The organism is Pseudoalteromonas sp. NSLLW218, assembly GCF_015864775.1.
In the GTDB taxonomy this organism is placed as follows: domain Bacteria; phylum Pseudomonadota; class Gammaproteobacteria; order Enterobacterales; family Alteromonadaceae; genus Pseudoalteromonas.
The window spans coordinates 26,901-52,890 of the sequence record NZ_JADYWO010000011.1; the positions used below are offsets into that span (position 1 = coordinate 26,901).

A 25,990-nucleotide genomic window follows, 5' to 3' on the forward strand; every position below is an offset into this window, starting at 1 on the left:
TGTGTTAATCTTACCTTGCTTTGAGTTTTTATGTATTGAATTTACGGATATTGTGCTGCGTTTAAGGTTACCGGTTAGGTTATTACTTGTTCCTGTACTGTACCTCCATATTTTTGAGCATTGACTCAGGGAGGATATTGCCATAATAATATGGCTGAATTTTAATTATTGACTTACAGGAAAATTTAGTATGTCGGTTACTGGTAAAGTAAAGTTTTTCAACGAAGCTAAAGGCTTTGGTTTCATTGAACAAGAAAATGGTCCTGACGTGTTTGTACATTTCAGCGCAATCACTGGTTCTGGTTTTCGCACTCTTAGCGAAGGTCAAGCAGTGACATTCAGCATCAAACAAGGTCAAAAAGGCCCTGAAGCTGAGAACGTAGAAGCAGCATAATTTATTATGTGAACTCTAGTTCATCTTGGTGAAGCAGTTCTCTGTTTCACCATAATTCCCCCCCTCCTTAATCTACTTTATTTTACACTTTACAAATTCCTGCATTTAAAATATCTAGTTCATCTTTATTTCAATATACATCAAAAAACTTTAGCTATTCGAATAACCCAACAAGTTAAATCACTTTCTAGCGCTGTTAAAGCATTTCCTATAATTATGCAAAATAATCTTAAACTGATACCAATACAACCCCGAGATATTTCTTAATTAATTTGACGAATTAAGCTTGGCATTAACCAGATAAAAAATTCTGATATACGACTGCATGGATGTAGGAGGTGGTGCAGTATCCTAAATAGACAAGGGAGCTAATTGTTATCAATAAGATTTTATTACCCCAAAATAGATAGCGTAATTAAGAAAATTGGTATTCCTCGTGATTAGCTTAGATATTGGCTAACTTTAAGCTTTAAATAATATGAAATATTTTTGGAACGACGAGTGGGGTTCGTCTAATTATCAACAGTTATTGATTTACTAAATAAACCTGTCGTTAAGGTTATTATTACTATTTACGGGAAATACATTTTAATAGGAATTTTAAAAAGTACGAACGTGAAGTAGGTGCTTTTAATATTAGCGGTTACGCGGTGTTGTTTTTTTGTGCGATAAATGGTTTGTTTTTTCAGATGAAGTGTTGTTGGGGAGATAAAATGTACTGAAATCGTTTAAAAAATAACTTTTACGATATCTATCTATATTTTTTTTTGTTTTTTTTCAGTGCGAATTCAGCTTTAGCTAAATGTTGCAATAATGTTGTTTTATGTCAGTACAATGCGAATAAATACACCCCTTAAAAGGCTTTAATCGAAATATTAAGAAAAAGGTTAGTTGCAATAATGTTAACATTTGCGTGCTAGTACTTTTGTTTAAGCATTAACTTAGCTATTTATTTGCAGAGATTAGTAAACATCAAGTTGACAGCGCTAATTGCATTTAGCATTATTGGAAGGTTGATATCTATTAAAAGATATCAGGGTTGTTCTCTTCGGAGGATAATTAAATTATAAAAGTAACATTACTTAATTGGTTGGGAACTATGTCTGTTAAAATCAGAAAGAGTCTTGTAGCAACTGCGTTGGTTGGCGCTTTTGCATTTGCAAGCAGCAATGTGATTGCAGATCCTTTGAATGACGTGCAAAAAGCAGGTCAACAAATTCAAAAGGCTGCGGTTAAGTCTCAAACTAAAATTGACAATGTATATGGTCAAACTCAGGAGCTAATCGCTGAGTACCGTAGCGTTGTTGATGAGACTGAACTAATGAAAGTGTATAACGATCACGTGTCGCGCTTGGTTGATAGCCAAAACGCGTCTATTGAATCGTTTGATCGTCAAATCGCTACGATTGATAACACGAAACAAAACGTTGTGCCTTTGATGTATCGCATGATCGATACGCTTGAGCAATTCATCAAAGCGGACGTTCCATTTAATCTAGAAACGCGTTTAGCACGTGTTGAAAGACTACGTGAAATCATGGTTTCTGCGTCTGTAACGACGTCTGAAAAATTCCGTCAAGTACTTGAATCGTACACTATTGAAACAGCGTACAGCTCACTTGTATCTGCTTCACAAGGTACTCTAGAAGTTGATGGCAAGAGCATTAACGTTGATATCGGTCAGTTAGGTCGTATCACTTACGTTGCTCAGTCTTTTGACTTGAAACATGCTTGGGTGTGGGATAACAATACTAAACAGTGGAAAGAATTAGGTGAAGAATACCTAAAACCTGTTAAAGAAGTTATTCGTATGGCGCGTAAGCAAGCGACATTAGAACTTGTTAAACTACCTATCTTTGGCGCGGAGTAATCAATAATGAAGAAACTATTTAAAGGTTTTGCTGTTGCAGCAGTACTAACTGTTTCTGCAGGTACCGCGCTTAATGCACATGCAAATACTGGAGCTCTAGATAAAATTCTTGAGCAAGTAAAGCAAGAGCGTATCTCTGAAGGTAAAATTAATAAGCAACGTGAGCAAGAGTTCTTATCAGAACGTGCTGACAAGCAATCTTTACTTAACAAAGCTAAAAGCGAACTTGCTTCTGAGAAGTCTCGTGGTGAAAGCTTAGCTAAGCAATATGCACAAAATGAAAATACATTAGCTGAAAAAGAAGCAGCTCTACAAAGTGCTCAAGGTACTTTGGGTGAGATGTTTGGTGTTGTACGTCGTGCAGCTCAAGACGCTATTGGTTCTATCGAAGCATCACTAGTTAGTGCTGAGAAACCTGGCCGTGCAGAAATCTTACGTTCATTAGCTGCTGCTAAAGAACTTCCAACTGTTCGTGAACTTGAAGAACTTTGGATTTCACTTCAAACAGAAATGACTGAATCAGCTAAAGTTTCGACTTTTGAAACTGAAGTTGCTGGTCTTGATGGTAACCCGTCAATGAAGAAAGTAACACGTATCGGTAACTTTAACTTAGTTACAGATGATGGTTACTTAATCTACTCACCAGAAACTAAGTCTATTCAGCCTCTAGGTAAACAACCAGATGGTTATATTTTAGACGGTATCGCTGAGCTTGAAAATACATCATCAGATAACTACGCTGGTGTTTATATCGATCCGACTCGTGGTGCTATCTTACGTATCAACACTCAAAAAGCGACACTTATGGAATACTTCCATCAAGGTGGCGTAGTTGGTTATATCATTACAGCTTTACTAGCTTTAGGTATGCTAATTACTCTAATTCGTTTTGTTGACCTTACACTTACTACTAGTAAGATTAAGAGCCAGCTTAAAAATGTTGCTACACCGAATACAAATAACCCACTGGGCCGTATTCTTAAAGTTTACCATGACAACAAGAACCAAGATGTTGAAAACCTTGAGCTTAAACTTGATGAAGCGATTCTTCGTGAAACGCCACGCATCGAAGCTGGTATCAATATAATTAAGATTCTTGCTGCAATCGCACCATTACTTGGTCTACTAGGTACAGTAATCGGTATGATCCTAACGTTCCAAACAATCACATTGTTCGGTACGGGTGATCCGAAGATCATGGCAGGTAACATCTCTCTAGCACTTGTAACTACAGCGCTAGGTCTAATTGCTGCATTACCACTAATTCTACTTCACGCTCTTGTAGCTGGTCGTAGTAAGTCGGTATTACACATCCTTGATGAGCAAAGCGCGGGTATCGTTGCTACTCACGCGGAGAAGGAGAAAGCCTAATGCTAGTCCTGATGGAGATATGGGAATCTATCAGGGATTTTGTTGGCACAGGCGGCCAGGTTTTATACGTGGTCGCGATAGCACTCTTTCTGATGTGGGTTTTAATGATTGAGCGCTATTGGTTCCTACTTGCAGAATTTCCTCGCACAGCGAAAGAAATTGTAGCAAAGTGGGATGCCCGCCAAGACACTACGTCTTGGTACGCACACAGAATCCGTGAAGCATGGATTTCTGAAGCGTCTGAAAAATTAGATCAGCGTATGTTGTTGATTAAGACATTAGTAGCTGTTTGTCCTTTAATAGGCTTACTTGGTACTGTTACTGGTATGATCTCGGTTTTTGAAACCATGGCCAACCAGGGCACAGGTAACGCACGTTTAATGGCATCAGGTATTTCAATGGCAACAATCCCAACAATGGCTGGAATGGTTGCGGCATTATCTGGAGTATTTTTTAGCTCACGTCTTGAGACAAAAGCTAAAATGGTGAAAGCCAAACTTATTGATAGTATGCCTCATCACTAGAGAGAGAATTAAATATGGCACGTAAACAACGTTTTCGTGAAGAAGAAGAAGCTGCGGTTGATATGACGCCAATGCTTGACATCGTATTTATCATGCTTATTTTCTTTATCGTAACTACATCGTTCGTTAAAGAGGCTGGTATCGAGGTCAATAAACCAAAAGCTGCCCAAGCTACTAAGCAAAAAAATGCTAACATTTTTATTGCTATTCGTGGTAACGGCGAAATCTGGGTTGATAAACAACAAATTGATGTTGAACGTATTTCAGCAAAAATCGAAAGTTTATTAGCAGAGCAACCTACCGAAGTTGTAATTATACAAGCTGATAAAGAAGCTAAACACGGTACGGTAGTTAAAGTTATGGACCAGATTAAAGCGACGGGTGACAACCTTAGAATTTCAATAGCTGGAGATCAGTAATGATTCGTTTTCTGTTTTCACTGATTGCAGGTGGGGCAGTTACTTTCGGCTTGTTCTACTTCATGGCCTTCCTCATCTCTGGTGGGGCTGACCGTAATACGGAACAAAAAGAGCAGATCATAGTCGAAATAATGACGAATCCGCCTGAATCTAAGGTGCAGGAGAGGAAGCGTGTACCGCCTCCTCCTCCACCACCGCCAAAGCAGCCGCCTAAACCGCAGCCGCCACAGCCGGAAAATAATAATCCAAACCCTGGTGCTATGTCATTTAACATGGGTAGCATTGATGTTGGTAGTTCAGCTGGTGGACTAAGTGGTCCTGGTGCATTTGGACGAGATGGTGATGCGACACCGATCGTTCGTATAGAGCCAAAATATCCAACGCAAGCAGCGCGAGATGGCAAAGAAGGTTGGGTTCAACTTTCATTCACTATCGATGAGTTAGGTGGAGTAACTGACGTTGAAGTAATTGACGCAGATCCGAAGCGTATCTTTGACCGTGAAGCTAAACGTGCACTGCGTAAGTGGAAGTACCGTCCTAAGATCATTGACGGAAAACCACAGAAACAACCAGGTTTACAAGTTCAATTAGACTTTAAACTTAACCAAGGCAACTAAGGAGGCGAGTAATGAGAAATTTTTCTAAAGTAACTGCTCTTGCAATTCTTATGTCTGTGACTGGTGCTACTTTAAGTGCATCTGTTTTAGCAGCGCCAGATTACGCAAAGATTGAAGAGCGTAAGAAAGCAAAAACTAAAATCATGGGCGAGCGTACTGGTAAAAAAGTAATTAAAGCGTTTGACTTGTACAACGAAGAAAAAGTTGATGAAGCAATTGTTTTGCTTAGAGAGATTGACCCTTCTAATGACTTTGACAAGGCGACCGTAAATCGTTACTTAGGTAGCATGTACGCTCAAAAAGAAAAGTATGACGAAGCGATTAAATATTCTAAACAAGCCGTTGCGCCTGATGTTTTAAACTTTGCTGATCAAGAACAAACTCTAAAGCTGCTAGGTGATTTATATGCCGGTACAGAAAAGTATCAAGAAGCTAAGAAAGCTTATGTTACTTGGATGGACTTTACCGGTGAAGAAGATCCTACGGTTTACACACGTATTGCCCAAGCTAACTATCAGCTAGGACAATTCCGTGATGTTTTTGAACCAGCAGATAAGGCAATAAAGCTTCAAAAAGAGCCTAATAAAGGCCCTTTCCAATTAAAACTGGGTGCATACTTTGAACTTAAAGATTATGCAAACATGGTTACAATTGGCGAAGAGATTGTTCGTGTATGGCCTGATGATAAAAAAGCTTGGGTTAGCTTAGGTAAGTATTACCTACAAACCGAGGATTATTCTAAAGGTTTAGCAACTATGGAAGTTGCATACAAGAATGGTTACTTTGAAAATGAAGTTGAATATAAAGTCTTATCTAACTTTTACTCTCTAAATGAGATCCCTTTTAAAGCAGCTGTAACGCTAGAAAAGGCCATTAAGAGTGAAAAGGTAAAACGTACTAAGCAGAATGTTAGCGCGATTGCGAGTAACTATCATCGCTCTAAGGATCTAGAAAAAGCTGCTAAGTATTACGAAGAAGCTGCTAAATTTGATGACGACGCCGAGCTTTTCCGCAAAGCTGGTTCGTTACTTTTACAATCTGAAAAATTCAGTGCTGCTATTGTTCGTTTGAACAAAGCATTAGAGCTTGGCTCTGATAAAAAGGGTACTATTTATTCAGATTTAGCTGAGGCGTATTACTACCAAGGTAAGTATAAGCAAGCATATGCTGCAATTACTAAAGCTATGGATGACCCTCGCACGCGTAAGTTTGCAAAAGGTTGGTCTACATATATTAAAGATAAAGCCGCTCGCAACGGTGTTAAAATTTAATTTTATTTAGCTAAAGCAACTTATAAAAAGCCCCTCTGGGGCTTTTTTTATTGGAACTACTATGTATAAAAAGCTCTCTTTTTCATTATTACTGTGCCTATTTTTAGCTGCATGTTCAAAGCAGCCTCAATCTTATAAGTCATTTGAAGATGCGCAAGTCGCTTTAAAAACTTTAAACATGGCACTTGTACAACCAGGCGCTAAAAAAACCGATAGAATTACTAAAGAGCAATTGGTGTTCTCTGATGCATATTTAGCTAAACGTCATACTATTTATCAGAACTTAATGGGTATGGACCTTAATCTCAATCAAATCGCACAAGTAAACTATTTGGTTATTGCAGAGCGTTTTCCTGAGCGCTATTTTAATTGGCCGGCTCAAGTCGATGTATTAAAAAACATGCTTGCTTTCGAGGACTCAAAAAGTACACCTGATAATGTTATTACTTGGCTTAAGTTAACCCAAGATACGCTAGACAGTGCAAAACAAAGCAATTTAAAGCTGAATAAAATTGAGCTCACATTATTACAAAGCTATGTATTGAGTGCTATAGGAAGTAATGATGCTCAACCAGCACTTAAGAGTCATATAAGAGCTTTTAGCGATTATTTAGCTAGTTATAAGCCCAGAGGCAGTGTTGGTTTAAGAGGGCTTCCAAATGGAACACAGTGGTATCAGAGCAAGCTTAATTACTTTAGTGGCGAAGTACACTCACCGCTAGAATGGGTTACTCTTCTTAATGAAAAAATAAAAGTATCAGAGCATGTAGTATTCGATAGCAAATTGTCTACCTCTCATCAAACATCATTTGTAGTAAAGTATCTCTCGGATGAAAAGTTAATAGAGGGACTTGATTGGCAGTCTGCTTATCTAGACTTACCGGCAATGGCGAGCAATATGAACATGTCCGATAAAGATAACACTCTTATGCTTGCAATGATGGAATCAGATATTGGCATTCATTACCATGCGTGGACTTTACCACAAGCAAAGGTGAACCTTATGAAACGCTTAGAAATAAGCCAAGAAGAGGCCCAATATTTAGTTGAAGATATATTACTTTATCCTGGACAATCATTTAGCTTTATACAGCAACTGATGTAATAACTTTTAAGTGCGCTCATGATGCGCACTTTGTACATCGTTGAATTGCAGGGTCTTGTTCAAGCAATTTGGCTGATATCTTTTCTTCACAGTCACAGCAGTAACCGTATTGGCCAATTTCTATTTGGCTTACTGCTGCTTCTAGTTTAGTCATGCGATTGATTAAAAGCGCATATTCAGGCCCTAGTTTCTGTGCTGCACAGTCTAACCATTCATTGTTTGCTGTACTGTTTAAAATTTTTATTAAATGCTGGTGTGCCGGATAGGCTGATTGAGAAAGCATAGTTAATATATGCAATTTAACTTGTGCTATTTCATCGTTTAGAATCTTTTGATGATGCATTATCAGTACAACCTTATTAAATTGTCTTTTCGTTATACTGATATTATCTAGATGCTTTAATCTAGCCGTTATGATTTGAATCAAGTTGCGGTGCTTTGGCGTATTTATTTAATACGCTTGCCACATCTTCTTTACTTTTTAAACGCCTGATTTCATCAAATAAATCGATCGCTTGCGGGTATTGGCGTTTAAGGTAACCTAGCCATTGCTTTGTACGAGAAGCAAAGTACTTTACATCTTTTGCAGGGTCTTGATGAATAGCAGAGTGGATTAAGTGATAAATGATATGCTCCCATTGAAGGCCATCATATTGTTCGTTATTTACATGAGCTTTAATTTTTTTTGCTAGATCAGGGTGCGAAAGGGCGCCACGACCAAGCATTAAATCAGTGCATCCACTACGTTTTTGGCAAAGCATAGCGTCTTCAACTTGCCAAATTTCACCATTAGCAACAACGGCAATGTTTTTATCTTTTATTATTGGCGGAATTTTTTCCCAATATGCTGGCGGGTTATAGCCATCACGTTTGGTCCTAGCATGTATAGCTATACTATTTGCGCCCGCACTTACCACAGCATCAACTATTTCTTGGCTATTACTGTCATCATCAAATCCTAAGCGAATTTTTGCACTTACTTCATGTTTATCATCTACAGCGTCTCGGACTGCTTTGATAATAGTGTACATATGATCAGGATCTTTAAGTAGTACAGCGCCTCCTCGACTACGATTTACAGTTTTTGCTGGGCAGCCAAAGTTAAGGTCGACCCCATGAGATCCTAAAGCAATTGCTCTTACTGCATTTTCGGCTAACGGATTTGCTTCTTGGCCGAGCAACTGAACACGCACAGGAGTACCTGCTCGCGTAAATCCATTATTATGTAGTTCAGGGCAAAATCGATGAAAAACTTTGTCAGGTAAGCATGTTTCAACCACTCTTACAAACTCGGTAACGCACAAATCGAACCCACCAATATCAGTGAGTAATTGGCGCATTTTAAAATCAACGACACCTTCCATAGGCGCTAAAACAAGTTTCATAAGGTGATTAATTTTGATAAAAAACTGGACGCATAGTTTACCTGTAAATCACACATTGATAAATCTGTAATTACCAACCATATTTAATGTAGAAACCGCAAAAGTAAATATTATGAAAATAAATGAAAGTTTTTATTCTTGTACAGGTCTACTTAAGCATACAAGCAATTTAAAATACATTTTTATTGCTGAGATTTACAATACTTGATTAAAGAGAGTCACAAAATGAATACAGTTAAAAAAAATACAATCGCGTTAACTTTAGGTGCAGTAGTTGTTGGCTCTGCAAGCTTTGTATCTGCAGATGTACAGGCTAATCCATTTGAGTTTCAACAATTAGTGACAGGTTACCAACTTGACGCTAAAGAAGGCAAGTGCGGCGAAGGTAAATGTGGCGGCGATGCAAAAGATGCAAAAGCTAAAACAGAAGGCAAGTGCGGCGAAGGTAAATGTGGCGGCGACGCAAAAGATGCAAAAACCAAAACAGAAGGCAAGTGCGGCGAAGGTAAATGTGGTGGCGATGCAAAAGATGCAAAAGCTAAAACAGAAGGCAAGTGCGGCGAAGGTAAATGTGGTGGCGACGCAAAAGATGCTAAAGGCATGAAAGCTAAAGCTGAAGGCAAGTGCGGCGAAGGTAAATGTGGCGGCGACGCAAAAGATACTAAAGGCGCTAAAGCTAAAGCGGAAGGCAAGTGCGGTGAAGGTAAATGTGGCGGCCGTTAATTTCTTATTCTAAATAAGTTATGCTAAAAGGGCCTTAAGGCCCTTTTTTGATAAGTTAGAGGTAGTTATGACACAAGTTCAGAGTACAGATTTCGGGATGGTGGGCCTTGGCCTACGACGAGAAATGCTTGGTGAGCTCCTTGAGCACGTGCCTAATCAAGTAGATTTTTTAGAAGTTGCGCCGGAAAATTGGTTAAAACTAGGGGGGCGTTTTAAAAAACAATTTAAAACATTAACAGATGCAAATAATTTTGTGTGTCATGGATTATCACTGTCTATCGGTTCACCCGAACCATTGGATGTTGAATTTGTTAAATCTTTAAAAGTTTTTTTTGAAGAGCACAATATAAAAACTTTTAGTGAGCACTTAAGTTACTGCTCTGGCACCGGGCATATGTATGACTTAATGCCAATTCCGTTCACGTCAGATGCTATTGCGCACGTTGTTCCACGTATTAAACAAGTACAGGACATACTTGAGCAACAAATTGCGATAGAAAATGTTTCTTATTATACCGCTCCTGGGCAGCAGTTATCTGAGCTGGAATTTACAAATATCATTTTAGAGCAAGCAGACTGCAAGCTTTTACTTGATGTGAATAACATTTATGTGAATTCGATTAATCATGGCTATAACGCACAAGCGTTTTTAACTGGGTTACCCTCTAATCGTATTGCCTATGGGCACGTTGCAGGCCATTATAATGAGGCTGATGACTTAATAGTGGATACACATGGTGCTGATGTCATTGATCCTGTGTGGGAGCTATTGGATAAAGCATATGAAGTACATGGCGTATTTCCAACCTTGCTTGAGCGCGATTTTAATATTCCTACTATGGATGTGTTAACCAAAGAATTAGATATAATTCATGAGCTACAAGCTAAACACATTACTTCAACTTTTTCAAAACAACGAGCTTAATATAAGCCTTTATAAATATTAAAAGAGTGCCTGGTTATGAGCTTTATTGAAATACAAAACGAATTTATGGCGCATATTCGCGAGCCTAAAAAAAATAATAAGCCCAGCGGTATCGAAGACAGACGTATGGCCATTTATCGCGACCTATTTTTTAATAACATTGAAGGTTTTATATCATCAGGTTTTCCGGTATTAAAAACCTTATACACCGACACGCAATGGCAGGTACTTATACGTCAGTTTTTTAGCGAATATGATTGTCATTCGCCGTACTTTTTAGATATAGCAGGGGAGTTTGTTAATTACTTATCTAGTGATTATAAAATGAAAGAGTACGATCCTGTATTTATGCTAGAGCTTGCCCATTACGAATGGGTAGAGCTAGATGTATCGATTGCACATGAAGATGAGCAAGCGCAAAAATTACAAGCAACAGCACTCACTAGTTCTGCTTTGTATTTATCGAAAGCGGCAAGAAATTTAAGTTATCAATTTCCAGTTCAAAATATTAGCAATCACTTTATACCTAAAGAGCCATCAGCCCAGGCTAATTGTTTTGTTGTATATAGAGATGAAGATGATGACGTTCAATTTTTGGCTACCAATGCGATGACTGCTTTATTGCTGTCAATTATCGAGGCAAGTGATGGAGCGACATTTGATGAAGTTTGCCAACAGGTATTAGCTCACGCGCCGCAATTTAATGCAGAGCAAATTGCTCAAGGTGCATTGGTTACCCTTAATGCTATGGTTGAACGCGGTGTCATTGTGACAAAAAATCAAGATTAAGGTCTTTATTGATGATTTTACATCGTCTATCATGACACCCTTATTTGCCGTGCTTAATAAAAGGTTGTACCAATGTCAGATGATAAAGACTTTAAAGATCCGTTCAACGCTACTTACTTTCTTGCTTTCTTAGCTGTATTTGCAGGGATTGGCTGTTTAAATGCAATATTAGGCTGGATCACTAGCTTAACTTAAAATGCATAGCGTTTATTAAGGCTGTTGCTTACTTCAGCCTTGAGTCTCTTTATTTTTAATTACACTCCCTACACTTAATACTTCTTTTATAGTAACGCCAAACTCGCAATTAAAGGTTAGTTAAGGTTATAATCACCTGCTTTGTAATATAAACAATTGAGCAGTTAAAATTATGACTCAAGTAACACCAGCAATTATCAAAAACAGCATAACTACAATTGCGGATTATCCAAAAGCGGGCATCATGTTTCGCGATGTAACCACTTTAATGGCAAATCCAGAAGCCTTTAAAGCAACTATTGACGCGTTTATCGCTGAATATAAAGATCAGGGTTTTACTAAAATAATTGGCACAGAATCACGTGGCTTTATTTTTGGTGCGCCATTGTCTTACGCGTTAGGCATTCCGTTTATTCCAGTACGTAAACCAGGTAAGTTACCACGCGAAGTAATTCGTCAAGATTACTTACTTGAATACGGTGAAGACACGCTAGAACTGCACGTTGATGCAATTGTACCTGGCGATAAAGTATTACTAGTTGATGACTTGTTAGCAACTGGTGGCACAATTGAAGCCACTGCTAAATTAGTTCATAAACTAGGTGGCGAAGCCACAGATGCTGCATTTGTTGTATCATTACCTGAACTTGGTGGCGAGCAGCGCATCAAAAAAATGGGTATTAAAATCCTAAAATTGGTTGAATTCGAAGGCGAGTAATCGATGAGTTATCAGGTTCTAGCGAGAAAATGGCGTCCTCAAACCTTTCATGAATTGGTTGGGCAGTCTCATGTTAAGCAAGCGCTTGTAAATGCGCTTACACAAAATAGACTGCATCACGCTTATTTATTCACTGGAACCCGCGGTGTAGGTAAAACGACCATTGCACGTATTTTTGCTAAAAGCTTAAATTGCGACGAAGGTATATCTGCAAATCCGTGTGGTCAATGTAGCAGCTGTTTAGATATAGAAGCAGGGCGCTACATTGATTTACTCGAAATAGATGCGGCTTCTCGAACCAAAGTAGAGGACACCCGCGAAATACTCGATAACGTTCAATATGCGCCAACGCGTGGACGTTATAAAGTATATCTAATCGATGAAGTTCACATGCTCTCAAAGCACAGTTTCAATGCACTTTTAAAAACGCTTGAAGAACCACCAGAGCATGTGAAATTTTTATTAGCGACGACCGATCCTCAAAAGTTACCCGTTACTATTTTATCTCGCTGTTTGCAATTTAACTTAAATGCGTTATCGCAAAGTGAAATTAAAACACAGCTTGAACACGTACTTACTCAAGAGCAGCTTAGCTTTGATACCGATGCACTTAGTATTATTTCAAAAGCCGCTGATGGCAGTATGCGTGATGCACTTAGCTTAACCGACCAAGCTATTGCGCAAACAAATGGTGATATTAATAATCAAGCAGTACAAACTATGCTTGGCTTAATGGATACCCATTACAGCCAAAGCTTGCTTGCAGCATTACTTGCTCAAGATGGTGCTGCATTAATGGATGAAATTGCACAAGTGGCAAGTCGTAATCCTAATTATGTGGCATTGCTTGATGATTTAATTGCACTTACGCATTTGACTCAACTAACCCAGTTAGTGCCAGAAGCGGCAGGGCTTGATGAAAAAAATGTAGATTATATTGCTCATGTTGCACAGCATACGAGCCCACAGCAAATTCAAGTTTATTATCAGTTGCTGTTAAATGGTAAAAAAGATTTACAATGGGCACCAGAGCCTCGCTTAGGTTTTGAAATGATCATGCTAAGACTATTAGCATTTAAGCCTACAGACGCTCAACAAAGTGTACCTATAGTTAATGAAGAGCCGGCTCAAAATAAGCAAGGCCGAGCAAGTGCACTGCGAGATATATTAAATAAAAATAAAACACCGCAAAATAGCTTATCAAGTGCTAGCCGTGAGCAGGTAAGCAATGCCTTACCGGTTGATAATACCGAACAATCAAAACCAGTTGAATCAGCGCCAACGATTGCCACTGAAATATCTAATGATGAAGTCGCACAAAGTAAAAATGAACCAGCGAATGATGCAGTAGAGCAACCGGCTCAACAAACAGAAAACACTCCTGAACAACAAGTCTCAGTTAATGAGCAACCACAAGCTAATGTTGTTTCGGATGATCAAGCCCAGCGTCAAAGTGAAGATGAAGCTTATATGCAACACAGCGATGCTGAACAAACGTTAGCCTCGCAGTTTGACGATATAATGAGTAGCGCTGTAGATCAGGGCTTTAACCCTGCTACTAATACAAATTCAGATCCTTCATTAGAGCTTGCAGCTAATCAAAATGTAAGTACACCAATTGCCGAGCAAGAAGCGCAAGCTCAATCGGCCATTGCCCGTATTTTACGTGACAGAAACATATCGGGTGCAGGTAGGTTATCAAGTAAGAATACAAATACATCTGCGAGTAATGTAGCAGTACAGCCAAGCCAAGCGCCTGCTAAAAAGCCTGAACAGCATCCAAGAATGCCTAAAGCCCAAAGTGTTCATCAAGGTAGTGCAGATACAAGTGCAAGTGAGCTTAATGGCCCTTCAAGCACTACGCCTGGCGATACCCCTCCTTGGGCAACTGATAGCGCAGGTGAGAGTGAAAAAAAGCATGAGCTCCCAGTAACAGGGGGCCAAACCCAGGTACATAGTCAATCCAGCACAAAGCCAGCTAGTAAGATTGATTTTAAAGCAAAACACCAAACAATTACCGAAAATTTAGCGCCAGAATTACTTGAGCAAATAAACCCTCAAAAAGCGCCCGAAATAGTGCCAGAGGAAGTAAGTATTCCTGCGCCTGATGATTTTCAAAGCCCAATTAGTGAAATTAGATTTGCACATCAACAAGATGAATGGGCTTATTTAATTAAACGTATGGGGCTGGGTGGTCGTATGCGCCAATTTGCACTGCATTCAATATTTACCAAGCAAGGCAACAGTTTACATATAGATGTTGATGAATCACAAAAGCATTTAGATACACCGATGCTTCGCCAAAGATTAGATGCCGCACTGTCGAGTATTTATGAGCATAACGTGTCGTTAAGTATTAATTTTGCTAAGGGAGTTATTGACTCTCCTTATCTTATTCAGCAAAAAATTGATGCAGGTCGCCATCAACAAGCAATCGATGTGATCACATCTGACGAAAACATAGTACAATTTCAGCAAGTATTTAGCGCCGAAATCGACGAAAACAGTATTCAGGCATTGTAATTACTTACAATCGCCCTTATGTTCATGTTAATTAATGTATTAAAAGAAAGAGAGAAAGTTATGTTTAAAGGTGGAATGGGCAACATGATGAAGCAAGCGCAGCAAATGCAAGATCGCATGCAAAAAGCCCAAGACGAAATTGCAACATTAGAAGTTGTTGGCGAAGCCGGTGCCGGTTTAGTTAAAGTAATTATGCTTGGTAACCACAACGTACGTCGTGTTCAGCTTGATGAAAGCCTAATGGAAGACGACAAAGACATGATTGAAGACTTACTTGCAGCAGCATGTAACGATGCTGTACGCCGTGTTGCAGAAGAAACACAAGAGCGCATGGGTAAAGTAACTGGCGGTATGCAATTACCACCAGGTATGAAAATGCCGTTTTAAGTAAATAATGCAACTTTCAGATAGTTTAAATCAGCTTATAGAAGCACTGCGCTGCCAACCGGGCATTGGTCCAAAGTCAGCGCAACGTATTGCTTTTCACTTGCTTGAGCGCGACCGTAAAGGGGGCACTCAGCTTGGTAATGCACTCACTAAAGCAATGACAGCCATAGGGCATTGTCAGTCTTGTCGTACTTTTTGCGAACAAGCTCAGTGCGATATTTGTTTAAGTACAAAGCGTCAAGACAGCGGCATATTATGTGTTGTTGAATCGCCTACTGATGTGCTTGCCATTGAGCAAACGGGTCAGTACTTAGGGCTATACTTTGTTTTAATGGGTCATTTATCGCCAATTGACGGTATCGGCCCTAAAGAAATTGGCTTAGACGTTTTAGAGCAAAAACTTGCTCAAGGCGGTATTAATGAGGTTATTTTAGCGACTAACCCTACCGTTGAAGGCGATACTACTGCTCATTATATTGCTCAGCTTTGTCATAAATATAAAGTAGGTGCTTCGCGTATTGCTCACGGTATTCCTGTGGGGGGCGAGCTTGATTTAGTAGATGGTAGAACGCTTATGCATGCTTTTAGCGGCAGGCGTTTAGTTACACAAGACTAATTCTAAGCCACTATTTGAAAACAAACTGTAAAAGCCTACATGATTAAATTATGTAGGCTTTTTTGTTTTTAAGGTAAGCTTAGAGGTGGCCTGTTATGTTTTATTCTTGTAGGCTATCTATCTAATTAGTAAGGAACACAATGAAAGATAATCAACCCTACCAAGGTACATTGCTGGGTAGTCAGCGTTTTTTACCGCTTTTTATTACGCAGTTTTTCTCAGCGATAAACGATAACGTGTATAAGCAATCAGTGCTTATTCTATTGATATTTCAGGCTGCAACGCTTTCTGATGGCGCACTTTATTCAAATATTGCTGCTGGGTTATTTATCCTACCTTTCTTTTTATTTTCAGGGATGGCGGGGCAGCTAGCTGAAAAAACAGAAAAATCCAAACTCATCAGAATCGTAAAGCTATGTGAAATCCCTATTATGGTTGTAGGGGCTGCCTCTATTTTAACGCAGTACGTTTGGCTGATGTTAGCCACCGTATTTTTAATGGGCGTACAAAGTACGTTTTTTGGTCCATTAAAATACTCTATTTTACCGCAGCACGTAGCCCCTAACGAATTAACAAAAGCGAATGGCTTGGTTGAATCAGGCACGTTTGTGGCGATACTAATTGGTACAATTTTTGGCACCTATTATATTACTCAATCAGTAGGGCCTACGCTTATAAGTATTGCCGTATTAGTACTGGCCGTTATGGGGTATGTTAGCAGTCGCTTTATACCCATTAGTGAGGCAAACGAGCCTAACTTAAAATTTACCTATAATATATTTTCATCCACAAAAAACGTATTTTCAGCACTTAATTCGCAAACAGAATCGGTTGGTAAATCAGTACTTGGGATCAGTTGGTTTTGGTTAATAGGTGCAATCGTCCTAACTTCCCTACCGAATTATGTAAAGCACACGATGGGTGGGGATGAACTGGTAGTAACTAGTGCACTTGTTGTGTTTTCACTAAGTATTGCTATTGGTTCGTTATTGTGTGAAAAGCTCTCTCGCTCTCGAATAGAATTAGGAATTGTGCCTTTTGGCGCTATTTTAATTACCTTGTTTTTATACTTACTGAGCCAAGAGAGCGCTATTAGCTCTTATTTACCTCAAAACCTTGAATTATTGACGCTTGAGCAGTTATTAGAAACAGGCGACATGTTGTGGCATTTTGTATGGATGGCAGGCATTGGCATTGGCTCTGGTTTTTACACTGTACCGCTGTATGCGCTTATTCAACAGCGCACTGAAGAGTCGAGTCGCTCACGTGTTATAGCGGCTAACAATGTATTAAATGCGTTGTTTATGGTGGGCAGTGCTGTTTTAAGTATTGTAACGCTGTCTGTTTTTCAGTGGAGTATTTCAGAGTTGCTACTGTTACTTGCTGGGCTAAACTTGCTTATCTCTGTTTATATTTATACCAAAGTACCAGAGTTCTTTTTACGATTTATTATATATATTTTAGCTATTTGTATGTACAGAGTGCGCACAAAAGGTGAAAGTAATATTCCAGATGAAGGCGCTGCCGTTATAGTGTGTAATCACGTGAGCTTTGTCGATTGGATGTTTATTTTAGCAGCATCACCAAGGCCTATCCGATTTATGGTATTTGCCCCTATTTATTATTCGCCAGCCCTACATTGGTTATTTAAAATGGCCAAAGCTATTCCCATTAACAGTGAAAAAACCAATCCGGAAGCGTTTAAAAAAGCGTTTGACGAAGTGGCTGCTGCGCTTAATAAAGGCGAACTTGTTGGTATTTTCCCTGAAGGAAAACTAACCAGTGACGGCTCTATCGATATTTTTCGCCGTGGAATCGAGCGCATTATTGAGCGCTCACCTGTGCCCGTTATTCCTGTGCATTTAGGGGGCCTGTGGGGAAGTATGTTTAGCCGAAAAGCTAAGTGGCAACTACCACGATTAAAATGGTCTTTGGTGTCGGTTGCAGTAGGTACCCCGATTGCCGCTGACAAAGTAGTAGCAGACGATTTACGTGAGCAAGTATTGGCTTTAAAAGCGCTTCATTCGAAAGATATTGACTAATTTAATGATTAACTTAATAGATAACTCAACATCGCAAACACCTTCAGAACACACATGCTAGTTGATGACTTTGTAGCGCCTAAATGCGCTGGGTTTATTGAAATATTATATCAAGATGACGATATTTTACTGATCAATAAACCCAGTGGGTTATTAAGTTTGTCGGGTAAAAACCCGCTTAACTGGGACTCAGTACATTACCGTTTAGTGCATGGTCAAAAAGGGTTAACAGCCGCTTTTGCTGAGGCTAAGTTACCGCATCGGTTAGATTTGGGTACATCGGGCATTATGATTGTCGGATTAAACGCCAAAGCATCCAAGCATCTTAATATACAGTTTCAGGCGCGTACTATTCAAAAGCGTTATGTAGCCATGCTCGAAGGGGTCTTGGCTGTTGATAAGGGGTCAATTACTGCGCCAATAGCAAAGGATAAGCTGCTTTTTCCGCGAGTTAAAATTTGCCAAGCGACGGGCAAAGTAGCGGTGAGTGAATATAGTGTGCTTGAGCGGCTTAAACAACCGTGCAGAACCTTAGTGCAATTTACGCCCGTTACCGGACGTACCCATCAACTACGAATACACAGCCAGTTTATAGGGCACCCAATTTTAGGCTGTGATTTATATAAAAGTGCACAAAGTGAACACATGGCAGGGCGCTTACAATTACATGCCAGCGATTTATATTTTGAACACCCAACAACAAGCGAAAAGATTCATATTAATTGTCCGCACCCATTTTAGATAAACGAGATATTCTATTTTTTCGTTTCACCTTTTTTTGATTTTTCCCTTGAAGTTCTAACACCTCACCCCATATTAACTGCATAACGCAGACACTTTGCAAATTGGAGATATATAAATGACTGCAGCACAAAAAGAAACATTAGGCTTTCAAACAGAAGTAAAACAATTATTAAACTTAATGATTCATTCTCTTTATTCTAATAAAGAAATATTTTTACGCGAACTTGTGTCAAACGCATCAGATGCGGCAGACAAGTTACGCTTTTTAGCGCTATCTCAAGGCGACCTTTACCAAGGTGATGCCGATTTACGTGTTCGTATTAGCGCAGATAAAGAAGCAAATACAATTACCATTTCTGATAATGGTATTGGTATGACACGCGATGAAGTAATTAGCTCGCTAGGTACCATTGCAAAGTCGGGTACTGCTGAGTTTTTCAAAAACTTAACGGGTGATCAAAGTAAAGATTCACAGTTAATTGGTCAATTTGGTGTTGGTTTTTACTCAGCATTTATTGTTGCCGATTTAGTAACTGTTCGTACACGTAAAGCGGGTGAAACAACAGCTTACGAGTGGGAATCTCAAGGTGAAGGCGAATACACGCTTCAAGAAATTGAAAAAGAAGGCCGTGGTACCGACATTATTTTACATCTTCGTGATGAAGAAAAAGAATTTGCTGACGATTACCGCCTGCGCGGCATTGTTACTAAATACTCAGACCATATTTCAACACCTGTACAAATGTTTAAAGCAGAAGTACCAGAGTCTGAAGGCGAAGACGGCGAAAAAATTCCAGCAGTACCAGGTGAATGGGAAAGCATTAACCGTGCAACTGCATTGTGGACGCGTGATAAGTCAGAGCTTTCTGATGAAGAATACAAAGAGTTTTACAAGCACGTAAGCCACGACTGGGAAGATCCACTTAGCTGGGCACATAATAAGGTTGAAGGTAAAACTGAATATACGAGCCTTTTATACATCCCTAAAAAAGCACCTTTCGATTTATGGAACCGTGAACGCCAAAGTGGCTTAAAACTTTACGTACAACGTGTATTTGTAATGGATGATGCTGAGCAGTTCATGCCAAGCTACCTTCGTTTTGTGAAAGGTTTACTAGATTCAAACGATTTACCACTAAACGTATCTCGTGAAATTCTACAAGACAACAAAGTAACGCAAGCTATTCGTAAAGGGTGTACATCGCGCATTATTAAAATGCTTGAGCGTATGGCTAAAAACAAAGCTGACGATTACCAAGTATTCTGGAATGAGTTTGGCCAAGTAATGAAAGAAGGCCCAGCTGAAGATGCGGCAAATAAAGAAGCTGTGTGTAAACTATTACGTTTTTCTTCGACTCATACTGATTCAGAAACGCAAGATGTGTCGCTTGAGCAATATGTTGAGCGCATGAACGAAGGTCAGGATAAAATTTACTATGTAGTAGCTGATACATTTACTTCTGCGAAAAACTCACCGCATTTAGAGATTTTCCGCAAAAAAGGCATTGAAGTATTACTACTAAGTGACCGTGTTGATGAGTGGATGATGAGCCACTTAACTGAATTTGCTGATAAGCAACTACAGTCAATCACACGTGGTGACCTAGATTTAGGTAAGCTGGACGACGAAGAGACTAAAAAAGCACAAGAAGAGTCTGAAAAAGAAATGGCTGGGCTTGTTGAACGTATTAAAACAGCACTAGGTGAAGACGTTAAAGAAGTACGCTTTACGCACCGCTTAACAGATTCTCCAGCGTGTGTTGTAAGCGACGACAACGATATGAGCTCACAAATGCAAAAGCTAATGGAGTCTGTAGGTCAAGCAGCCCCAGAAGCAAAACCTGTGTTTGAGCTAAACCCAGAGCACCAACTTGTTAAGCATTTAAATGACGAACAAGATGAAGATAAGTTTTCACAGTGGTCACATGTTTTATTAGACCAAGCATTACTTGCAGAACGCGGTACACTTAAAGATCCAACAGGATTCGTTACTCGCTTAAACAAGCTAATGCTTGAGCTAAGTAAGTAGTTAACTACTTATTTAGTTAATAAAAGTATAAATTATATACTTTAAATAAAAGGGAACGTGTGTTCCCTTTTTTAATGCGCTGTAAATACACCTGCGACTCATCAATTAGTATAAGTTGCTTGAGTATCTGCGGCGCTTGTGGAAGAATTCAGGCTTTAAAATAAATATCCATACTAGGGGACAATAATATGCGCATTATTCTTTTGGGCGCGCCGGGTGCAGGTAAAGGTACTCAAGCTCAGTTTTTAATGGACAAATACGGTATTCCACAAATTTCTACTGGCGATATGTTACGTGCGGCAATTAAAGAAGGCACACCACTAGGCCTAGAAGCAAAAAAAGTAATGGATGCTGGTCAACTAATTTCTGATGATATTATTATTGGTTTAGTAAAAGAGCGTATTACTAAAGCGGATTGTGAGAAAGGCTTTTTACTTGATGGCTTCCCACGCACTATTCCTCAAGCTGATGCAATGAAAGAAAATGGCGTAGTGGTTGATCACGTTATTGAATTTGACGTGGCTGACGAAGTGATTGTTGAACGCATGGGCGGACGTCGCGTTCACCCTGGTTCTGGTCGTGTCTACCACGTTGTTTACAATCCACCAAAAGTGGAAGGTAAAGACAACGAAACTGGGGAAGACTTAATTGTTCGCGCAGACGACACTGAAGAAACAGTACGTAAACGTTTAGGTATTTACCACGAACAAACTATGCCATTAGTTGATTACTACCAAGCAGAAGCTGCTGCTGGTAACACTCAGTACCACAAACTAGATGGTACACAAGCTGTTGAAGCTGTAAGTTCACAACTTGGTGAGCTTTTAGGTTAATTATAAAAGCACATTAAAAAACCGCCAATTGGCGGTTTTTTGTTTTAAGTCTATTTAGCCTGCTTAATTAGTGCTAATTAATCGGCTTTACAGCGTTTTAAGTTTCTCAATTACGCTGTTATATTCTGGTTCAGTTGAAAGACTACTAACTAATTGTTTATAAATGATGTTGTGACTTTCATCTAAAATAAATACAGTTCGGGTTAGTAAACCCATATCTTTAATAATTAATCCGTATTTTTGGCCAAAATCGCGCCAAACAGAATCAGATAACGTAGTGATTTTATCGATATTTTCAGCTTTGCAAAAACGCTTTTGAGCAAATGGTAAATCAGCACTAATTGTCAACATAGCAACCGCAGGAAATTGCGAGGCTACTTTTTCATTAAAGTGTTTAGTTTGCAGGCTACAAATGCCTGTATCAAGACTGGGTACTACACTTATCAATACAGCTTGGCCTTTGTAGTCCTCAAGCGTTACAGGGATGAAGTTGTCATCAACTACTTTGAAATTTGGCGCGCTATCTCCAACAGAGATCCCTTTGCCTAATAAAGTTACTGGTTTGCCCTGTGCAGATACTTTTCCTATGTCTAGCATGTTTTCTGGGTAATCGGCTGCAATAGCCACAGAGCAAAATGCACTCAAAACAAAGGCAAGTGAACGTAACATAAGGTATTTCCTTTTAAATTAACGCAATGGGCGTCAGTGTATTATACTGCGCTATAGTAACCAAGTGATTATACAGCTCTAATTAAACTGGGATTAGTTCTGTAATATAAAAATTGTAACTGTGCTAAACTTTGATTAACATGAAGTTACAAAATATATCTTCAATAATAAAAATAAAAACCACTATAAAGTAATTTTAATGCTCATGACTGGTTTAGAAACAGAGAGATAATATGTCAACATCGGTACTAATATGTGATGACTCAAAATTAGCTAGGCGTCAACTAGCTCGCTCATTACCTGAAGATTGGGATATTAAAGTTGAATTTGCACTCGACGGTGTTGATTGTATAAAGCAAATAAAGTTAATTGAACCAGAGATACTTTTTCTCGATTTAAACATGCCTGAAATGGATGGCTATGAAGTTTTAATCGCTATGAAAGAACAGGGGCTAAACATACTCACTGTTGTCGTCTCTGGTGATATACAGCCAAGTGCACATCAAAGAGTGCTTGAACTTGGTGCTATCGATTTTATTCAAAAGCCATGTTCCCCCGAAAAGCTAGCCAGCATAATTGAACACCATGGCATCAAAGATAAAGCTATGCGTGAGCGTCTCTCTCATTCGCTAGGAGAGCAAGTCGACCCTGATGTTCGAGATATATACCAAGAGCTAACTAACGTTGCTATGGGTCAGGCTGGGGATTTACTTGCACGCCTTCTTAATGTGTTTGTCGAGCTACCAATTCCTAATGTGAATATTTTGGAAGTTAATGAACTCGATATGGCGCTGCAGTCTATAGACAATAATGCAGCTACATCGGGTGTGTGCCAGGGCTTTATTGGCGGTGGTATTTCGGGCGAGGCGCTATTACTTTTAAATGATTCAAGCTTTAAAGAAATAGCTTCTTTGATGAATTATGACGGTGAGTTAAACGATAAAATTGAACTTGAGCTGCTTATGGATATTAGTAATATTTTGATAGGCGCTATTTTAACGGGGCTTTCTAAGCAGCTCGATATGTCATTTAGCCAAGGGCACCCGATTGTACTTGGCCAACACCGAGATGTGTCTGAACTGGTTAAATCAAATAAGTCACGCTGGCAGCGTACGCTTGCTATAGAGATTAGTTACGGTATTGAAAACCATGATATAAATTGCGATCTCATGCTGTTATTTACTGAAGATTCACTTAAAACTTTGAAGTACAAAGTTGCTTACCTATTAGAAGATTAAGTTATGGCTGCTGATTTAGAGATGACTGAAATCCATTGGTTAATGGATATGTTCAATACCGTTGATGTAGGCCTTGTAGTGCTTAATAGAGACTATAAAGTGTGTGTATGGAATGGCTTTATGGAAAACCATTCAGGGCTTTTACCAAGCGCGGTAAAAGATAAAGACCTATTTGATTTATTTCCAGCAATAGACGAAAAATGGTTTAGAAGTAAGTCAGAGTCGGTTTTTGTATTAAAAAATCGTTCTTTTACGATTTGGGAGCAGCAGCCATACATTTTTCGTTTTAAAAATTATCGACCTATTACTGGTAAAGCTGATTACATGTATCAAAATGCGACATTTATTCCTCTTACCAATACGATGGGCGAAGTTAGTCATATTTGTATAATTTTGTACGATGTAACAGATGTAGCGGTTAATAAAAAAGAACTAGAAGAGTTAAACAAAAAACTAGAACAAGTAAGTCAAACAGATAGTTTAACGCAGCTTGCAAACCGTGGACATTGGGAAGGTACATTGCGCCAAGAGTTTTTGAGAGTTAAGCGAAGTGGTGGCTGTAGTACATTATTAATGTTTGATATTGATCACTTTAAAAAAATAAATGATGAATACGGACATAGCTGCGGTGATGAAGCGCTCCGTCATTTATCTAACTTACTACGTACGACGCTGCGCGAAACTGATGTTGCAGGGCGTTATGGCGGTGAAGAGTTTGCAGTGACATTACTTGATACAGATAAAGAAGGCGCTTTTGTATTTGCTGAGCGTTTAAGGGTACTGATTGAAACTAACCCTGTTAAGTATAAACACTTTGAAATAACAATGACGGTAAGTATAGGGCTAGCTGGTAACAGTAATGATTTTAAAAATCATGAGCGCTGGATAGAGGCTGCAGATAAAGCATTGTACCAATCTAAAAATACAGGGCGAAATAAAGTAATAGCCTACGAAGATATAAAAAATGACGCTTAAGCGTCATTTTTTATATCCAGAATTTAGAGTTAAATAATAGGGTGTTTGTATAGTCAGCTAAGCCAACCAGCACAACAAATTTTTCTTATCCCCTATTGTTACTCAGTTGTGTGTCGAGAGTCATCGGTTGGACACTGACCAATTATAGAGACCTCACCACAATTTGACTCTTGTTCAAGTTTTACTTTAAAGCCCCATAATCTGTAAAGATGCTTAAGTACTTCTTTGTGCGAGTTTGCTAAAGGAATGTTGTTATGAGGTACGTAGCGCAGGGTTAGTGAACGATCACCTCTAATATCAACGTCATATACTTGAATGTTGGGCTCATGATTACTCAAGTTGTACTGCGCTGAGAGGGCTTCTCTTACAGCTTTATAGCCGTTGTCGTTATGTATTGCGCCAATTTCTAAATGGGGATTATTAGTATGGTCAATAATAGTAAATAATTTAAAATCACGAATTAACTTAGGTGATAAAAACTGGCTAATAAAACTCTCATCTTTAAAGTTTTCCATTGCAAAATGCAGTGTATCTAGCCAATTACTGCCTGCATATTCAGGGAACCAGCGTTTATCTTCTTGTGTTGGGTGCTCACACATTCTGCGAATATCAACCATCATATTAAAGCCTAAAGCGTATGGGTTAATGCCTGAATAATACTTACTGTTATAAGGTGGCTGATAAACTACGTTGGTGTGGCTTTGTAAAAATTCTAACATAAACGAGTCGGTGAGCTTTCCCTCATCATATAAGTGATTAAGGATGGTGTAATGCCAAAAAGTTGCCCAACCTTCGTTCATTACTTGAGTTTGTTTTTGTGGGTAAAAGTATTGCGAAATTTTACGAACAATACGTATCACTTCACGTTGCCAAGAGTCCAGTAATGGAGCGTTTTTTTCAATAAAATACAAAATATTTTCTTGGGGTTCAGAAGGAAAATGGCGGACTTTCTTTTTGGTTTCTTGCTGTTGCTCAGGAATAGTCCGCCATAATTCATTTACTTGCGATTGAAGGTAGTCTTCACGCTCTTGTTGGCGTTTTTGTTCTTCAAATAACGATATTTGTTGTGGACGTTTGTAGCGATCGACTCCGTAATTCATTAATGCATGACATGAGTCGAGCAGGGCTTCTACTTGTGTAATACCGTGCTTTTCTTCACAGCGGCTTATGTAGTTTTTAGCAAATACCAAGTAATCAATAATTGAGCCAGCATCGGTCCAGGTTTTAAATAAGTAATTACCTTTAAAAAATGAGTTATGTCCGTAACATGCATGCGCCATTACAAGTGCTTGCATAGGTAGGGTATTTTCTTCCATTAAGTACGCAATACAAGGGTCTGAATTTATCACTATTTCGTAAGCGAGACCCATTTGTCCGCGCTTATAATTTTGCTCTGTTTGAATGAACTTTTTACCGTACGACCAATGACTGTAGCCAATAGGCATACCAACGCTTGAATAAGCATCCATCATTTGCTCTGCGGTTATCACTTCAATTTGATTAGGGTATGTGTCTAACCTGTAGTGAGCTGCAACACGAGCAATTTCACCTTGGTATTCATTTAATAAATCAAAGGTCCAATCTGGGCCATCACTCAATCGTTTATCATTCATAATGCTACCTCGCTT

Annotated in this window: 26 protein-coding genes; 22 read left to right on the forward strand and 4 right to left on the reverse strand. The window is 39.0% G+C overall.

Going from position 1 to position 25,990, the window contains the following annotated elements:
• Positions 1 to 190: 190 nt before the first annotated feature.
• From I6E80_RS16265 to I6E80_RS16300, 8 genes are all read left to right on the forward strand, one after another.
• A complete protein-coding gene (locus I6E80_RS16265) occupies positions 191 to 394 on the forward strand; it encodes a cold-shock protein (protein ID WP_002961702.1) in 204 nt (67 codons plus the stop codon).
• 1,099 nt (positions 395 to 1,493) lie between these two features.
• On the forward strand, positions 1,494 to 2,264 hold the full coding sequence (locus tag I6E80_RS16270) for a DUF3450 domain-containing protein (protein ID WP_076924108.1): 771 nt from the start codon (positions 1,494 to 1,496) through the stop codon (positions 2,262 to 2,264).
• A 6-nt stretch (positions 2,265 to 2,270) separates the two neighbouring features.
• Complete coding sequence (locus I6E80_RS16275; RefSeq protein ID WP_076924109.1) at positions 2,271 to 3,635, forward strand: MotA/TolQ/ExbB proton channel family protein; 1,365 nt, start codon at positions 2,271 to 2,273, stop codon at positions 3,633 to 3,635.
• Positions 3,635 to 4,159 carry a MotA/TolQ/ExbB proton channel family protein gene (locus tag I6E80_RS16280; RefSeq protein ID WP_002961709.1) on the forward strand — a complete coding sequence of 175 codons (525 nt, stop codon included), beginning with the start codon at positions 3,635 to 3,637 and terminating at the stop codon, positions 4,157 to 4,159. The genes I6E80_RS16275 and I6E80_RS16280 overlap by 1 nt, the downstream gene beginning before the upstream one ends.
• Before the next feature lie 14 nt (positions 4,160 to 4,173).
• Positions 4,174 to 4,578 (forward strand): biopolymer transporter ExbD, encoded by a 405-nt coding sequence (locus I6E80_RS16285; protein ID WP_076924110.1) that lies wholly within the window; start codon positions 4,174 to 4,176, stop codon positions 4,576 to 4,578.
• Positions 4,578 to 5,195: an energy transducer TonB gene (locus I6E80_RS16290; protein ID WP_007583869.1), complete on the forward strand. Its 618-nt coding sequence runs from the start codon at positions 4,578 to 4,580 to the stop codon at positions 5,193 to 5,195. Before I6E80_RS16285 ends, I6E80_RS16290 begins: the two co-directional genes overlap by 1 nt.
• An 11-nt stretch (positions 5,196 to 5,206) precedes the next feature.
• The gene (locus I6E80_RS16295) at positions 5,207 to 6,466 is read left to right on the forward strand and encodes a hypothetical protein (protein WP_076924112.1); all 1,260 of its coding nucleotides are present in this window, start codon (positions 5,207 to 5,209) and stop codon (positions 6,464 to 6,466) included.
• 61 nt (positions 6,467 to 6,527) lie between these two features.
• Complete coding sequence (locus I6E80_RS16300; RefSeq protein ID WP_197185973.1) at positions 6,528 to 7,571, forward strand: hypothetical protein; 1,044 nt, start codon at positions 6,528 to 6,530, stop codon at positions 7,569 to 7,571.
• A 16-nt stretch (positions 7,572 to 7,587) separates the two neighbouring features.
• Here I6E80_RS16300 and I6E80_RS16305 read toward each other — a convergent pair whose 3' ends face one another.
• Both I6E80_RS16305 and I6E80_RS16310 read right to left on the reverse strand, forming a co-directional pair.
• Positions 7,588 to 7,914 carry a TraR/DksA C4-type zinc finger protein gene (locus tag I6E80_RS16305; protein ID WP_076924115.1) on the reverse strand — a complete coding sequence of 109 codons (327 nt, stop codon included), beginning with the start codon at positions 7,912 to 7,914 and terminating at the stop codon, positions 7,588 to 7,590.
• Between the two features lie 61 nt (positions 7,915 to 7,975).
• Positions 7,976 to 8,956, reverse strand: a complete 981-nt coding sequence (locus I6E80_RS16310) for a tRNA-dihydrouridine synthase (protein WP_076924117.1) — start codon at positions 8,954 to 8,956, stop codon at positions 7,976 to 7,978.
• Positions 8,957 to 9,181: 225 nt separating this feature from the next.
• Here I6E80_RS16310 and I6E80_RS16315 point away from each other — a divergent pair, with 225 nt between their 5' ends.
• From I6E80_RS16315 to adk, 12 genes are all read left to right on the forward strand, one after another.
• Positions 9,182 to 9,679: a hypothetical protein gene (locus I6E80_RS16315; RefSeq protein WP_197185974.1), complete on the forward strand. Its 498-nt coding sequence runs from the start codon at positions 9,182 to 9,184 to the stop codon at positions 9,677 to 9,679.
• Between the two features lie 67 nt (positions 9,680 to 9,746).
• Positions 9,747 to 10,604 (forward strand): DUF692 domain-containing protein, encoded by an 858-nt coding sequence (locus I6E80_RS16320; protein ID WP_197185975.1) that lies wholly within the window; start codon positions 9,747 to 9,749, stop codon positions 10,602 to 10,604.
• 36 nt (positions 10,605 to 10,640) lie between these two features.
• Complete coding sequence (locus I6E80_RS16325; protein WP_197185976.1) at positions 10,641 to 11,393, forward strand: DUF2063 domain-containing protein; 753 nt, start codon at positions 10,641 to 10,643, stop codon at positions 11,391 to 11,393.
• A gap of 72 nt (positions 11,394 to 11,465) precedes the next feature.
• Positions 11,466 to 11,588, forward strand: coding sequence for a hypothetical protein (locus I6E80_RS20585; RefSeq protein WP_002962301.1), 123 nt, complete (start codon positions 11,466 to 11,468; stop codon positions 11,586 to 11,588).
• Positions 11,589 to 11,760: 172 nt separating this feature from the next.
• On the forward strand, positions 11,761 to 12,306 hold the full coding sequence (gene apt / locus I6E80_RS16330) for an adenine phosphoribosyltransferase (protein WP_007375861.1): 546 nt from the start codon (positions 11,761 to 11,763) through the stop codon (positions 12,304 to 12,306).
• A 3-nt stretch (positions 12,307 to 12,309) separates the two neighbouring features.
• Positions 12,310 to 14,829 (forward strand): DNA polymerase III subunit gamma/tau, encoded by a 2,520-nt coding sequence (gene dnaX / locus I6E80_RS16335; RefSeq protein WP_197185977.1) that lies wholly within the window; start codon positions 12,310 to 12,312, stop codon positions 14,827 to 14,829.
• A gap of 60 nt (positions 14,830 to 14,889) precedes the next feature.
• Positions 14,890 to 15,216 carry a YbaB/EbfC family nucleoid-associated protein gene (locus I6E80_RS16340; protein ID WP_197185978.1) on the forward strand — a complete coding sequence of 109 codons (327 nt, stop codon included), beginning with the start codon at positions 14,890 to 14,892 and terminating at the stop codon, positions 15,214 to 15,216.
• A gap of 7 nt (positions 15,217 to 15,223) precedes the next feature.
• Entirely contained in the window at positions 15,224 to 15,832 is a 609-nt protein-coding gene (recR, locus tag I6E80_RS16345) for a recombination mediator RecR (RefSeq protein WP_008165968.1), read from the forward strand.
• A 140-nt stretch (positions 15,833 to 15,972) separates the two neighbouring features.
• A complete protein-coding gene (locus I6E80_RS16350; RefSeq protein ID WP_197185979.1) occupies positions 15,973 to 17,874 on the forward strand; it encodes an MFS transporter in 1,902 nt (633 codons plus the stop codon).
• Positions 17,875 to 17,928: 54 nt separating this feature from the next.
• Entirely contained in the window at positions 17,929 to 18,615 is a 687-nt protein-coding gene (locus tag I6E80_RS16355; RefSeq protein ID WP_197185980.1) for an RluA family pseudouridine synthase, read from the forward strand.
• Between the two features lie 118 nt (positions 18,616 to 18,733).
• Positions 18,734 to 20,647 (forward strand): molecular chaperone HtpG, encoded by a 1,914-nt coding sequence (gene htpG, locus I6E80_RS16360; RefSeq protein WP_076924124.1) that lies wholly within the window; start codon positions 18,734 to 18,736, stop codon positions 20,645 to 20,647.
• Between the two features lie 188 nt (positions 20,648 to 20,835).
• Positions 20,836 to 21,480, forward strand: coding sequence for an adenylate kinase (adk, locus tag I6E80_RS16365; protein WP_076924125.1), 645 nt, complete (start codon positions 20,836 to 20,838; stop codon positions 21,478 to 21,480).
• A gap of 87 nt (positions 21,481 to 21,567) precedes the next feature.
• On the opposite strand, the gene tpx is transcribed toward adk, so the two are convergent.
• Positions 21,568 to 22,149, reverse strand: a complete 582-nt coding sequence (gene tpx, locus I6E80_RS16370; RefSeq protein ID WP_197185981.1) for a thiol peroxidase — start codon at positions 22,147 to 22,149, stop codon at positions 21,568 to 21,570.
• A 233-nt stretch (positions 22,150 to 22,382) separates the two neighbouring features.
• Here tpx and I6E80_RS16375 point away from each other — a divergent pair, with 233 nt between their 5' ends.
• Positions 22,383 to 23,387 (forward strand): response regulator, encoded by a 1,005-nt coding sequence (locus I6E80_RS16375; RefSeq protein ID WP_007584074.1) that lies wholly within the window; start codon positions 22,383 to 22,385, stop codon positions 23,385 to 23,387.
• Positions 23,388 to 23,390: 3 nt separating this feature from the next.
• Entirely contained in the window at positions 23,391 to 24,362 is a 972-nt protein-coding gene (locus I6E80_RS16380; RefSeq protein WP_076924127.1) for a diguanylate cyclase, read from the forward strand.
• Positions 24,363 to 24,460: 98 nt separating this feature from the next.
• Here I6E80_RS16380 and I6E80_RS16385 read toward each other — a convergent pair whose 3' ends face one another.
• A complete protein-coding gene (locus I6E80_RS16385; RefSeq protein WP_197185982.1) occupies positions 24,461 to 25,975 on the reverse strand; it encodes a SpoVR family protein in 1,515 nt (504 codons plus the stop codon).
• Positions 25,976 to 25,990: the final 15 nt, after the last annotated feature.

Coding starts and splice junctions, on each gene's coding strand:
- I6E80_RS16265 (WP_002961702.1), top strand. CDS start 191: ATGTCGGTTACTGGTAAAGTAAAGTTTTTCAACGAAGCTAAAGGCTTT.
- I6E80_RS16270 (WP_076924108.1), top strand. CDS start 1,494: ATGTCTGTTAAAATCAGAAAGAGTCTTGTAGCAACTGCGTTGGTTGGC.
- I6E80_RS16275 (WP_076924109.1), top strand. CDS start 2,271: ATGAAGAAACTATTTAAAGGTTTTGCTGTTGCAGCAGTACTAACTGTT.
- I6E80_RS16280 (WP_002961709.1), top strand. CDS start 3,635: ATGCTAGTCCTGATGGAGATATGGGAATCTATCAGGGATTTTGTTGGC.
- I6E80_RS16285 (WP_076924110.1), top strand. CDS start 4,174: ATGGCACGTAAACAACGTTTTCGTGAAGAAGAAGAAGCTGCGGTTGAT.
- I6E80_RS16290 (WP_007583869.1), top strand. CDS start 4,578: ATGATTCGTTTTCTGTTTTCACTGATTGCAGGTGGGGCAGTTACTTTC.
- I6E80_RS16295 (WP_076924112.1), top strand. CDS start 5,207: ATGAGAAATTTTTCTAAAGTAACTGCTCTTGCAATTCTTATGTCTGTG.
- I6E80_RS16300 (WP_197185973.1), top strand. CDS start 6,528: ATGTATAAAAAGCTCTCTTTTTCATTATTACTGTGCCTATTTTTAGCT.
- I6E80_RS16305 (WP_076924115.1), bottom strand. CDS start 7,914: ATGCATCATCAAAAGATTCTAAACGATGAAATAGCACAAGTTAAATTG.
- I6E80_RS16310 (WP_076924117.1), bottom strand. CDS start 8,956: ATGAAACTTGTTTTAGCGCCTATGGAAGGTGTCGTTGATTTTAAAATG.
- I6E80_RS16315 (WP_197185974.1), top strand. CDS start 9,182: ATGAATACAGTTAAAAAAAATACAATCGCGTTAACTTTAGGTGCAGTA.
- I6E80_RS16320 (WP_197185975.1), top strand. CDS start 9,747: ATGACACAAGTTCAGAGTACAGATTTCGGGATGGTGGGCCTTGGCCTA.
- I6E80_RS16325 (WP_197185976.1), top strand. CDS start 10,641: ATGAGCTTTATTGAAATACAAAACGAATTTATGGCGCATATTCGCGAG.
- I6E80_RS20585 (WP_002962301.1), top strand. CDS start 11,466: ATGTCAGATGATAAAGACTTTAAAGATCCGTTCAACGCTACTTACTTT.
- apt (WP_007375861.1), top strand. CDS start 11,761: ATGACTCAAGTAACACCAGCAATTATCAAAAACAGCATAACTACAATT.
- dnaX (WP_197185977.1), top strand. CDS start 12,310: ATGAGTTATCAGGTTCTAGCGAGAAAATGGCGTCCTCAAACCTTTCAT.
- I6E80_RS16340 (WP_197185978.1), top strand. CDS start 14,890: ATGTTTAAAGGTGGAATGGGCAACATGATGAAGCAAGCGCAGCAAATG.
- recR (WP_008165968.1), top strand. CDS start 15,224: ATGCAACTTTCAGATAGTTTAAATCAGCTTATAGAAGCACTGCGCTGC.
- I6E80_RS16350 (WP_197185979.1), top strand. CDS start 15,973: ATGAAAGATAATCAACCCTACCAAGGTACATTGCTGGGTAGTCAGCGT.
- I6E80_RS16355 (WP_197185980.1), top strand. CDS start 17,929: ATGCTAGTTGATGACTTTGTAGCGCCTAAATGCGCTGGGTTTATTGAA.
- htpG (WP_076924124.1), top strand. CDS start 18,734: ATGACTGCAGCACAAAAAGAAACATTAGGCTTTCAAACAGAAGTAAAA.
- adk (WP_076924125.1), top strand. CDS start 20,836: ATGCGCATTATTCTTTTGGGCGCGCCGGGTGCAGGTAAAGGTACTCAA.
- tpx (WP_197185981.1), bottom strand. CDS start 22,149: ATGTTACGTTCACTTGCCTTTGTTTTGAGTGCATTTTGCTCTGTGGCT.
- I6E80_RS16375 (WP_007584074.1), top strand. CDS start 22,383: ATGTCAACATCGGTACTAATATGTGATGACTCAAAATTAGCTAGGCGT.
- I6E80_RS16380 (WP_076924127.1), top strand. CDS start 23,391: ATGGCTGCTGATTTAGAGATGACTGAAATCCATTGGTTAATGGATATG.
- I6E80_RS16385 (WP_197185982.1), bottom strand. CDS start 25,975: ATGAATGATAAACGATTGAGTGATGGCCCAGATTGGACCTTTGATTTA.